Source organism: Sphingomonas sp. P3_C6, from assembly GCF_056402595.1.
In genome coordinates this window covers 22,402-34,192 of the sequence record NZ_JBFUHB010000039.1, presented here as the reverse complement: position 1 = coordinate 34,192, position 11,791 = coordinate 22,402, and the positions used below count along the sequence as shown (strand labels likewise).

Sequence of the window (11,791 nt, the reverse complement as noted above, 5' to 3'; positions counted from 1 at the left end):
ATCTCTCCCCTCACCTTCGCACGTTGAATGCGTATCGCTGGAGTTTGCCAATCTATATCGCTCCAGCGCGCCGCGATCTGTTCGCTGGGCCGCACGCCTGTTCCGAACGCGAATTCATACCAATTCCACGCCTGCTCCGGCGCCCGCGAACGAAGATGGGAGAGGATGGCCTCCATCTCGGCGCTCGTGAAAGGGTCCGGCAGCGAGTGTTGAACCTTCAAATTGCCGATGGAAGCCAAAGGCGACCGGTCTAGCAGCCCGTCCTCAATTGCCAGCCGAAATAGCCCGCGAAGGGGAATGAGATGGTTGTTGAGCGTCCTCGGAGATACGTTCTCGCTTCGTGCCCGAACCCACGAGCGTATCTCGGAGGCCTTGATGTCGGCGAGATGCCTTTCTCCGAATGTCGGCAGCCAGATATTTTCGATCGCCTGGCGGTAGCTGGCCATCGTCGACTTGGTGACCACCAAGCCGCCGAGATATGTTTTCGCGAATTCGGAGAATGTCCCGGTTATTGCCTCACATGATTTGGGGAAATGATGTCGATAGTCGAAGATTCCCAGATCTATGTCGCGACGCACCCGCACCATCAACCGCTCAGCCGACCTGATATTCGTTTGTGTGGGGGCCATCTTCAACGTGACGGAACGCCTCACCCCTTCATGTGTGAATCGAACCCGGATGCTCGATTTCAGCACTTCAACACCTGTACCCGGCTTGCCACGTCGCATTGATAATCCCTCTATGATTGAGGGGCGGCCTCATCCGCGAGCAAAGGTTGCGGTCGAATTTCCCGGATGCGCCTGTGTCGTGATTTGGGCCGTGAGCGGTCCGGCAGCTTTCGCGCGCGCGCAAGCTGCCGGACCAGATTAATGGCTTAGTAGCGGATGAAATGCGACGGGCGTTACGTCACGCCTGCCACGGCAGCGTGTTCGACCGAGTCGCGGGAACGTGGTGTACTGTCTTTGCGCCTATCGTCTCCCAGGTGTTGAACGAAAGCGCTCGCCCGGTCCGCCGCAAGCGCGAGATTCTATACAAAAAGCGCGCCGTACAATTTCCTTAAGACCACCCGCGGTAATCGCGTCGCGGCAATATGCCTGTATCCGCGTGAATGGTCCATCGGACGCCACTTCGCACGAAAGATTTTGGCGTTTATCAAGTCAATTCAAGTATGCTTCAGTCGGATGGATGCGATCCATTCACCGGTTGTGGAGCCTAGTGCGACCCGCCACAGTCTACTCCATCCAAAAAATGAAACGATGGAGAAATACCGTTGTCTGAAGCCTCCCAGCACGGCGTATCGACGCCCAAGCATCGTTACCGCGTGTACGATTCACACGCACACCTGATATCCGACGATCCCGTCCGCTATCCTCGCAACCCGATCACCCTAGATCCGTCCGAGAACACCTCGGAAAGCTATTCGCCGTTCGGACCGGGTACGGTGGGACACGCTGGCGGTATGCATGGTCCCAATCCGGTCAATGAGAAGCCAACCGCCGAACAGATGTACGGCTGGATGGCGGAGGAGAATGTCGTCGGCATCGCGGCGGTGCAAAAGGGCATGATCTACCGTACCGACAACAGCTATATCGTGGACGCGGCAAATCTGTTTCCAGATCGCATGGGTGCGGTCATTATCGTCGATCCGCAAGCACCCGAGACGCCGCAGATGGTGAGCGATCTGGCGGGACGCGGCATTGTGGGAATCCGTTTCTTCGGCGTGGGGATCAAGGACAAGAGCACATGGCTGAGTTCGCCTGAATCACTCAAAGTCTGGGCTCTTGCGGACAGATTGGGGCTTGTCGTCGATGTCGAGGCGCCGGCGATGGGCGGCGACGTGCTGATCCCCGTGATCGAGGCGATCGCAGATCGTTTCGCGAAGCTGCCGATTGTGCTCGACCACATCTTCATGCCGATATTCACAGATCCCGATTACGGCATCGATGCAAAGTTCGAAGGCCTTGCGGCGAGGGACAATATCTCGGTGAAATTCACCTCGCTGAGCATGGACGTGATCCGCGAACTCGGCTTCGCACCAGAGGCCGTGCTGCGCCGCGCTGTCGATTTCTTCGGCGCCGATAAGGTGATGTGGGGCTCGGACATCGGCACCTCCTCGGGCACCTATAAAGAGATGGTGGAGCGCGGAATCGCATCAACCTCGCTGCTGAGCGAAGAGGAGCGCCGCAAGGTTCTCCACGACACCGGCCGCCGCATCTTCGCGGGCTGGGATGGCACGAGCGACTAAGCCGCCCGAGCGGCAGTAGGCCGCCACAATCGGCAAGACGCCATTACGCCTCAACTCGGGCGGCCCTGGCCGGGTCGCCCGCACGGCTTTCCGGAAAAGCCTCGCTGCGCCGAATGTCCTGATGTCTCTCGCTTCAAGCCTTCCGCTTTCCGCTTTCCGCTTTCCGCTTTCCGCTTTCCGCTTTCCGGTTCGCCACCAGCCTCGCCAGACGTTGTCTACAATGTGGCGATTACGCCTATTTGCAAACCGAGGGCGCGACTTACCGGATAACGGAAATGCACGAATGCTCTCAGAGCAAATCCGGCATTGGGCACGTCGATTTACCATTGCTCGCGCCAAGTACCCTTTATAGCACCACACTTATTGTCAACACTTGGCTTCGCGCCAGTTAGGTTCACAACATGTCCAATGATCTCCTCGGCGCGCGACTGCGCGGCATCATCAATGAACGGCGCGCCGTACTCGTACCGGGCGTGGCAAACGCCCTTGCCGCGCGGATCGTCGAGGATCTCGGTTTCGAGGTAGTCTATCTGACCGGCGCGGGGGTCAACAACACCTTCTACGGCGTTCCCGACATGGGTTTTGCGGGCCTCTCCGACATCGCCCAGCATACGTCCGCGATCAGCGGCGCGGTCGATCTTCCGCTGATCGTCGATGGCGACACCGGCTTCGGCAATGCCGTCAACACCTATCACACGGTCCGCACGCTCGAGCGCGCAGGTGCCAACGCGATCCAGCTCGAAGACCAGGCGATGCCGAAACGCTGTGGGCATTTTGCCGGCAAGGAAATCGTCCCCGTCGAGGAGATGTGCGCCAAGATCCGCGCCGCCACTGATGCGCGCCGAAGCGAGGATTTCCTGATCCTCGCACGCACGGACGTGCTGGTTCGCGACGGGTTCGAAGCCGCCGTCGAACGTGCCCAGCTGTTCATCGAAGCAGGTGCTGACCTAACCTTCATCGAGGCAGTCGAAGCCGAGGACGACTTGCGAGCAATCCCCGGACGGCTTTCGGTACCCCAGGTTCTCAACATCGTCGTCGGGGGCAAGACGCCGGTGATGGATCAGGCCGATCTCAGCGAGCTCGGCTTCGGCATGGTGCTCTACGCCAACACGGCGTTGCAATCCGCGGTGGCGGGCATGCGCCTCGGCCTCGAGATCCTCAAGTCGAGCGGACGTATGGACGAAAGCGACGGCGTGATTGCGCCCTTCGCCGAGCGCCAGCGCCTTGTCCAAAAGCCCTTCTTCGACGCGCTCGAAGCGAAATACGCAACGCGCTGAGACGGACTGGAGACGTTCAATGTTCGCCGTCGATACCCATGCCCATATCTTCGCGACCGGCCTACCACTCGCCGAGGTTCGCCGTTACGCGCCAAGCTACGACGCAACGGCGGATGACTATGTCGCCACACTCGACGCCAATCACGTCCGGTGCGGCGTCCTGGTCCAGCCGAGCTTCCTCGGCACTGATAATAGCTATCTGCTCCAGGCGATCACCAAATATCCGGATCGGCTGCGCGGTATCGCTGTCGTCGATTCCGAGATCGATCCCGGCGAGCTCGACGCGATGGATGCTGGCGGCGTCGTCGGGATCCGCCTGAACCTGCAGCGTCTGCCGATTCCGATCTTTACGAAGGCCGCATGGCCAAAGCTGCTCGCGCATCTACGTCACCTCGACTGGCAGGTGGAGATCATCCGTGACAGCAGCGACTTGCCCTTTCTGATCGAGCCGCTCCTCGATGCAGGCGTTAATGTCGTGGTCGATCATTTCGGGCGTCCGAGCGAGGCGGCCGGGGTCGATGATCCCGGATTCCAATATCTGCTTTCCAAGGGTTCCTCACGGCGGGTCTGGGTCAAACTCTCCGGGGGCTACCGCAACTGGCCGGGCGACAGCGCCGGCGAAAAGGCGCGGCAATCCGCGGCGATGCTGCTCGAAGCGATGGGCCCCGAGCGGCTGCTATGGGGCAGCGATTGGCCGCACACGCAGAATGAGAGCGCCGTTACTTTCGAGCAGACGCGGCAGAATCTGATCGACTGGGTTCCCGACGAAGCCGACCGCCGCATCATTCTCCAGAATAGCGCACTGCGCCTCTTCCGCTTTCCCCTGCCGCTGGCCGTCTGATGGCGGTGGCAGCACAACCGCGGGAAGCTCGTGGTGGGCTGACCAACAGCGCGATCGCGGCGGCCCATGTCGCTGGCCAGCCAGGCCATACGATACCCGCCGCCAGCCTCGATGCAGCCAAGATGGCGCTTCTCGATTGGGTCGGCGTCTGCCTCGGCGGCCGCAGCACGCCCGAGGCACATGTGCTGGCTCGCTATCTTGCCCGGACCAGTCCCTCCACCGGTGTCGCGCCGTTGCTGACCGGCGGCAGCGCAGCCGCGCAGACCAGCGCGCTCGTCAACGGCACGTTGTCGCATTGCCTCGATTATGACGACACGCACATCCCGACCGCGCTGCATGGCAGTGGGCCGACCTGGGCCGCAGTGCTCGCGCTGGGTGCCGAGCAAGGCGCCGACGAGCAGGCCTTGCTCAAGGCATTCATCTGCGGCTTTGAAATCGGTGCGTCCTTCGGGAGCATGGGACTTGGCGTACGGCTGAACGAGTCCGGCTGGCATTCGACCGCGGTGCTCGGCCGGATCGCCAGCGCGATGGCGGCAGCTTGCCTCCTCGAGCTCGAGCCCGCGGCAACCGAATCGGCGCTCGGCATCGCTGCGACGCAGGCCGGCGGGCTTACCGCGTCGTTCGGCACGATGGCCAAGCCCTTTCACGCCGGCAAGGCGGCGATGGACGGCATCGTCGCCGCGCAGTTCGCCGCAGCGGGCCTCGAAGGCGCGACGACATTGCTGGATTCTCCCAAAGGGCTGTTCGGCACGATCTTCCAGGACCGGGCAACCCTCCCTTCGCTCGTCGGACTCGGGGTTCGTTCGGAGTTGCTGGTCAACAGCCTCAAGCCCTACGCCGCGTGCCAGCTGACCCATGCCCCGATCGACGCGGCGTTGCGGCTGCGCGAGCGTGCGGACCCCGACGCGATCGAAGCGATCACCCTCACCGTCAATCCCCTCGCGGTCGAAATCGCGGGAGTGGTCGATGCACGCACGCCGACCGAGGGACGTTTCAGCACCGCCTATTGCGTGGCATTGGCATTGCTTGGCTATCCTGTGTCGCCGGCGGATTTCGTTCCCGAACGACTGGCCGACTCTGCGCTAGTCGGCCTCGCCGCTCGGGTGACGCTGCGGGGCGACGCCGCGGTCGCGCGCACCGCCGTGCAACTTGGAGCGCGCCTGAAGGACGGAGCAATCATCAAGCTCGAGGTCGAACATGCCTTCGGCAGCGCGGGCAATCCGATGCAATGGCCGCAACTCGAGCGGAAGTTCGAGGCGCTTGTCGAACCCATTTACGGCCGCAAGACCGCAAACCTGTACGATGTGCTCGCCAATTTCGAACGTGCTGGCGCGATGACGGAACTCACCGCGATGCTCGCGCGGCTTGAACCGGTCGAAGCTGCGTGACTAACATCGCACTGCGGTACGCCGCTAACGGGTGCCGGTCACAGTGAGCGCTACCTATATTATCGTGGGTGCCGGCACCGCAGGATGCGTGCTGGCCAGCCGGCTTTCGGAGGATGCGGACAAGCGCGTCATTCTCCTCGAGGCGGGCCGGGATTATCCGGGGGATAAGCCCCCCGCTGATATCGCGGCGAGCTATGCCGGAAGAGCCCTCTACAATCCTGCCTATTTCTGGCCTCGCCTCCACGCCCGCCGCCACGCTGCCGCCCCGGCGACGCGCTACGAACAGCCGCGGGTCATGGGCGGTGGATCGAGCGTCAATGGCCAGGTTGCGTTGCGAGGATCGCCCGCCGATTTCGATCGCTGGGAAGAACTCGGGGCCGAAGGCTGGAATTGGGACTCGGTGCTCCCTTACTTCCGCAAGCTCGAAACCGACATGGATTTCGAGGACAGCTATCACGGCCACGAAGGCCCGATCCGGATCACTCGTTTTGCCCCCGAAAACTGGGATCACTTCACCACTGCGGTAGTCGCCGACTGGGAGCGGGCGGGCTTTGACCGGCGGCGCGACATGAACGGCGCATATGGCGACGGCTTCGCCGCGGTGCCGCTCGCCAATGACGGCCGCCTTCGTTCGTCCTCGGTCAGCGGCTATCTCGGCGCTGCGGTCCGCGCACGGCCAAATCTGACAATCCTCAGCGGCACCGAGGTCGATCGCGTGCTGCTCGACGGGCGCCGTGCCGTAGGCGTCGCGGCGCGGCGCGACGGGCAGGCCCAGGCGATCATGGCCGACCATGTCGTGCTCTGTGCCGGCAGCCTCCATTCTCCGTGGCTCCTAATGCGGTCGGGTATCGGCCCAGGCGCGCATTTGGCGGAACACGGCATCGCGCCGATCGTGGATCTTCCGGCGGTCGGCCAGAATTTGCAGGACCATCCGACGATCTCCGCAGTCGCCTATCTCGCGCCGTCACACCGGCGGAGGGTCGCGCGGCACAATTTCGCCAATTTGATCTATTCGTCCGGCATCGGCGGCGCGCCAGCCGGCGACATGGTCATGTCGGTGATCTGCAAGACCGCCTGGCACGCGCTGGGCGATCGGCTCGGCGCGCTCTCGACTTATATCGGCAAGCCCTATTCCAACGGCGAGGTGCGCCTCAGTCACGCCGCGCCGGACAGCCCCGACGTCACCTTCAACTGGCTCGCCGATGAGCGCGACATGGCACGCGCGGTGGACAGTTTCCGGATGATGGTAGCGATGCTTCGGCTGCCCCATGTCGCGCCAGTAATCCTTGAGGTGTTTGCCGCGGGGTTTTCGCCGAAGGTGAAAAAAATCGGCGCATTGACCCGCTGGAACCAGCTGCTGACCAGCGTCACGGGAATGGCGATGGATGCATCGGGCATCGTGCGCCACCTGATCATCCGCCACGTCGCATCCGACGGACACACCGTCGACCAACTGCTGGCCGACGAGAGTTTGCTGACCGCCTATCTGCGCTCATCCGCGACCGGGATCTGGCATCCAAGCGGCACCTGCCGAATGGGCAAGCCGGGCGACCCCGCCGCGGTCGTCGACAACCGGGGACAGGTGATCGGTGCCGAGAACCTTTTCGTCGCCGACGCCTCGATCATGCCCGACATTCCGACGACTAACCTAAACCTTCCGACAACCATGATCGGCGAGCGCATTTCAGATATGCTGAGAGGTCACATTCTCTCTCCATCTCAACCTGTTTAGGCTTCGCAGGCCAGACCGCAGACCGGTCCGAAGCGCGCAAGGACGAGGAAAGAATTATGTCTGACACCCGGATTTTGACCTGTTCCGTCACCGGCGGCAGTACGTCGCGGGACCAGAACCCCAATCTACCTTGCTCGCCCGAGGAAATCGCCAATGCATGCCTCGGGGCAGCGGAAGCGGGAGCGGCAATGTGCCACATCCACGTCCGCGATCCCGAAACGGGCGTGCCAAGCACCAAGCTCGAATATTATCGCGAAGTGGTGCAGCGCATCCGCGCCGCAAATTCGGAATTGCTGATCAACCTGACGACCGGGCCTGGATCGATCTACGAGCCAAGCGCGCACGATCCTGCGGTCCCCGGCCCCGGCACTGAGATCTTCACCGCGGCCCGCCGCGTCGAACATATCACTGAACTCAAGCCCGACGTTTGCAGCCTCGATATTGGCAGCATGAACTTCGCCAACACGGTGATCATCAATATCCCCAGCCTCATCCGCGAGATGACCGCTCTGATCCGTGCCGCGGGCACCAAGCCCGAGATCGAATGCTTCGACACCGGCGACGTGATTTTCGCGCAGGATATGATCGCCGAGGGACTGTTCGACGAGCCGCCCCTCTTCCAGTTCGTGATGGGCGGAAAATATGGCGCAGCGGCCAGACCGGAACTGCTCCATTATTTGCGCGACAGCCTGCCGGCGAATAGCGTGTGGGGTGGCTTCGGTATCGGACGCATGGCGTTCCCGTTCGTCGCCTCGGTCTATGTCGCCGGTGGCCATAGCCGCATCGGGTTGGAAGACACCGTTTATATCTCCAAGGGTGTGCTCGCCCAGAGCAATTCGGAGTTGATCACTAAGGCGGCCCGCATCGTCCGCGACCTTGGCGGCGAAATCGCCACCCCGGCCCAGGCACGCGATATCCTGAAGCTGCCACCGCGCTGAGCAGACTTTCGCGGCACGGCTAGCCTAGGCGCGCGAGGTCATGGCGCCCTCGCCTGCCTCTCCTGCCGCTTCACGCCCACCTGGTGGGCCAGCTCCTACCATAGCCACCGCGCGGCGCCTGTGCCCGCCCCTGCCGGATGGCGGCGTTGGCATTTCCACTCGAGGCAGCCGCTCCCGAATGCCCTTCTGACACGACGATCGACGCCGCGCGCCTGGGCAACAAAAGCGCCGCTCGGCCGCCAGCACTGTTCCACGCCACACTGTCCACGGGACACAAAAAAGCCCGCCCTGCCGGATCAGGCAGGGCGGGCGAACGGCGCGTGTCCGTCAGAAGCTGGTGCGGAAGCCTATGCGATAGGCCCGGCCGACCACGTCGTAGTGGAGCGGGTTTCCGAAGAAGCGCAGCTGCACCGGGGGGTATTTATCGAACACGTTGCTGACGCTGCCATAGATCTCCATGCCGCTCGGCCCGAAGAGGTTCAGCCCCGTCTTCACTGAGGCGGAGAGATCGAGATAGAAAGCGGGGCTGACGGTGTTGATACTGACGCTGTTGGGCAGATTGACGTCATAGCGCGAATCGTCCGGCCCGATCTTGGTCGGATCCAGAATGCTCTTCGGAATATAGCGGCCATGGGCAGTGACAGACCAGTTCGGCTGCGCATAGGTCACGACAGCATCGATCTTATAATCCGGAACACCCTGGACATTGCTCAACGAGCCGGCGTTGCCGGTCACGCCCTTCATCTGCGTGACGAGTCCGGTCGCACCGATAGACTGCAGCTTCAGGACATAGTTGGCATTGACCTGCAAGGAGACCTCGCCGCCCACCACATCGGGAATCCGATATTCCGCGACAAGTTCGAGTCCCTTCGCCTGAACCTGGCTTAGATTCTGGAAGTTCGAGAAGACGGTCGTCGCTTGGCTAGCCTTTGGTGCGCCGGCGAACACGATCAGGTTGCAGAGTAGATTCTGCTGGAAACAAGCCTGAAGGATCGTCGGAGCCGAAAGCGTGTCGATCGCGCCGTTCACCTTGATGTTGTAATAGTCCAGCGAGGCGCGGAACCGTGGGATGAAGGTCGGCGTCAACACTAGGCCGGCGGTGAAGGTGTCGGCGGTCTCGAGGTCGAGGTTGGCATTGCCGCCCTGGATATTGACCAGATTGTGAGTACCGCCGGCGAACGGATCGTTGAGCGGCAGAAGTACGTTGGTCGAATTGGGGTTCGACTCGAACGCGTTGGGCGCCCGGATGTCGCGCGATTTGGTCACCCGCACTAACAGGTCGCTGATGGGCGAATAAACGATACCCGTCTTCCACGTCGTCGCGTCACCAAAGGAATTATAGTGGGTCTGGCGTAGCGCCCCGTCGATAACGAGCGACTTGCCGAGCGGCGAGTCCTTGAGCAGCGGCAGGCTGGCCTCGACATACCCTTCCACTACCTTGCGGCGGATCGGCGGCAACGCCGTAGTCACCGCATTGGCGACCGCACCGGACAGCGTTACGGGATCGGTGACCCCGATGGCGCTGTCGTTGCGGTATTCGCCGCCGATCGCGACGTCGAACGAACCGGCCCAGAGCTCAAACAGCGATCCGCTGAGATTAGCCGCGATCGTATCCTGCTTGATGGTCCGCGTCTGGAATTCGTTGACGAAATATTTGGCGCGCGCCTCTGGCGAGACGCTGTTCACCCCGAGGAGATTGACCGGGATGCAGCCGTTTGCCGGATTTGCGACGGAAGATGCGCAGATGACCGGCGCACCCGCCGGTGTCGTGAAGACCGGGCCGCCAAATCCTGCCGGCGGCGTGATCGCATTGATCGCCTCTCCATCGATCGCACGCAGCCGCGCGGATCGAACATCGGTGCGGCTGTGGGTTTCGCCATGAGTATAGGCGACGTCCCACTTCCATCCCGAAAAGACGGTGCCTTTGATGCCTGTCGCCATGCGCCAGATGTCATTCGAGCTTTCCGCGATCAGCTGGCCGCCGGTCTCAGGTTTGGCGACGTTGACGTTGATCGAGGTGATGTTCGGATTGGCGGCGAGGATCTGCGCGCGCACTGCCGGCGCGATATAGGGATTATTGATGTTCAGGCTCGCAGGAGCCACGGCGAGGACCGAGCTCTGCACCGGGCCGCCCCGCACGTTGCTGAACAGGAACTCCCCGAACACCTCGATATCGTCGGTGATGTCGTAGGTGGCGTGCGTCATGATCGATAGGTGCGACGACTCGGTGACCAGTGGGGCGTCGCCAAAGCCATAGAGCTTATCGACGCTGGCGTCGCCGCCCTGCATGAATACGCCGCTCAGATAATTGCCGAACTGGAACGGCACCAGGCCATTGCCCGCAGCATTGAACTGCAGCCCCTGGAGCGCGCCGGGCAGACGGTTGGCACCAGTGTTGTTGACCTGCTGGCCCAACGTTGTGTTGACCCCGCCGACCGTCTGGACGGCGCCAACAAGGATGCCTGTCGGATTCTCGACGAACCGCACGTCGTTCAAAACGAGCGTCGCCGGCAGGCCGTTGGTGCTCTTCCCGCCGATATAGCCAGGGTTGTTCACATAGTTCGTATAGTTGCGGCAATACGCTCGGGTGTCGCACCCGCCAACGCCAAAATTGCTCTGATATTCGATACCAGCGATCACATGACCGCGGCCCCCGGCGAATGCGCGTCCACCGGCCATCGAGACATAGAAATTCTTGGCGTCGCCATGCTCGCTGATGCCCGCATTGACGTTGAGCTTGAGCCCGGTGAAGCGGGTATCGAGGATCAGGTTGACGACGCCCGCCACTGCGTCCGCGCCATAGGCGGCCGACGCGCCGCCGGTGACAACCTCGGTGCGCTGCACGAGAGCCGAGGGGATGCCGTTAAGATCGACCGTGCCGCCATCGGTGCTCGGCACGAAGCGACGGCCATCGATCAGCGTCAAAGTGCGCGATGGTCCGAGACCGCGAAGGTCGACGGTGTTGCCGGCGATTGCCCCCGACACGCGGAACAGCTGAGATGACGGGGTAGAGGTGGCGCGGAACGAGGGCAGCTGGTTGAGTGCGTCGGCGACCGACGGGATTGCCAGGTTATTCTGCCGTTCCTGACCGATCACGTTGACCGGGGTCGGCGAGTTGAAGGCCGTGCGCCCGAGCCGCGATCCGGTGACGACGATTTCGCCGCCTTGCTGTGGCTCCGCCTCCGTGGTCGCTTGCCCATCGGCGGGGGTCTGTGGGGCTGCCTGCGCTTCGTCCTGAACAGGCGGAACGGGAATCTGGGCATCCTGCGCCCAGGCTGCGGGCGTGAGACTGGTCGCCGCGATTGCAAAGGCAATCGTCGATGCGCCGCGTCCCAATTGTGAAATGCGCTTGGTCATCATCCTCCCTTAC

Annotated in this window: 8 protein-coding genes; 6 read left to right on the top strand and 2 right to left on the bottom strand. The window is 62.3% G+C overall.

Features of this window, described 5'->3' with window-relative positions; genetic code table 11:
* A partial coding sequence (locus AC1DT7_RS22625) for an Arm DNA-binding domain-containing protein (protein WP_478038431.1) occupies positions 1-728 on the bottom strand: 728 nt, incomplete at its 3' end.
* 593 nt (positions 729-1,321) lie between these two features.
* Between AC1DT7_RS22625 and AC1DT7_RS22620 the strand changes: the two genes are divergently transcribed.
* The 6 genes from AC1DT7_RS22620 (at position 1,322) to AC1DT7_RS22595 (ending at position 8,421) form a co-directional block, all read left to right on the top strand.
* Positions 1,322-2,245, top strand: a complete 924-nt coding sequence (locus AC1DT7_RS22620; protein ID WP_478038432.1) for an amidohydrolase family protein — start codon at positions 1,322-1,324, stop codon at positions 2,243-2,245.
* A gap of 401 nt (positions 2,246-2,646) precedes the next feature.
* Entirely contained in the window at positions 2,647-3,522 is an 876-nt protein-coding gene (locus tag AC1DT7_RS22615; RefSeq protein WP_478038430.1) for an isocitrate lyase/PEP mutase family protein, read from the top strand.
* Positions 3,523-3,541: 19 nt separating this feature from the next.
* A complete protein-coding gene (locus AC1DT7_RS22610) occupies positions 3,542-4,363 on the top strand; it encodes an amidohydrolase family protein (protein WP_478038429.1) in 822 nt (273 codons plus the stop codon).
* Complete coding sequence (locus tag AC1DT7_RS22605) at positions 4,363-5,751, top strand: MmgE/PrpD family protein (RefSeq protein WP_478038428.1); 1,389 nt, start codon at positions 4,363-4,365, stop codon at positions 5,749-5,751. The genes AC1DT7_RS22610 and AC1DT7_RS22605 overlap by 1 nt, the downstream gene beginning before the upstream one ends.
* A 43-nt stretch (positions 5,752-5,794) precedes the next feature.
* Positions 5,795-7,483: a GMC family oxidoreductase gene (locus AC1DT7_RS22600; protein ID WP_478038427.1), complete on the top strand. Its 1,689-nt coding sequence runs from the start codon at positions 5,795-5,797 to the stop codon at positions 7,481-7,483.
* A 56-nt stretch (positions 7,484-7,539) separates the two neighbouring features.
* Positions 7,540-8,421 carry a beta-keto acid cleavage family enzyme gene (locus tag AC1DT7_RS22595; RefSeq protein WP_478038426.1) on the top strand — a complete coding sequence of 294 codons (882 nt, stop codon included), beginning with the start codon at positions 7,540-7,542 and terminating at the stop codon, positions 8,419-8,421.
* 327 nt (positions 8,422-8,748) lie between these two features.
* Here the strand turns inward: AC1DT7_RS22595 and AC1DT7_RS22590 are convergent, their stop codons facing one another.
* Positions 8,749-11,778, bottom strand: coding sequence for a TonB-dependent receptor plug domain-containing protein (locus tag AC1DT7_RS22590; protein WP_478038425.1), 3,030 nt, complete (start codon positions 11,776-11,778; stop codon positions 8,749-8,751).
* Positions 11,779-11,791 lie beyond the last annotated feature (13 nt).

Excerpts from the sequence above, each read along its gene's own strand:
- AC1DT7_RS22595 (WP_478038426.1), top strand. The coding sequence starts at position 7,540 with ATGTCTGACACCCGGATTTTGACCTGTTCCGTCACCGGCGGCAGTACG.
- AC1DT7_RS22605 (WP_478038428.1), top strand. The coding sequence starts at position 4,363 with ATGGCGGTGGCAGCACAACCGCGGGAAGCTCGTGGTGGGCTGACCAAC.
- AC1DT7_RS22615 (WP_478038430.1), top strand. The coding sequence starts at position 2,647 with ATGTCCAATGATCTCCTCGGCGCGCGACTGCGCGGCATCATCAATGAA.
- AC1DT7_RS22590 (WP_478038425.1), bottom strand. The coding sequence starts at position 11,778 with ATGACCAAGCGCATTTCACAATTGGGACGCGGCGCATCGACGATTGCC.
- AC1DT7_RS22610 (WP_478038429.1), top strand. The coding sequence starts at position 3,542 with ATGTTCGCCGTCGATACCCATGCCCATATCTTCGCGACCGGCCTACCA.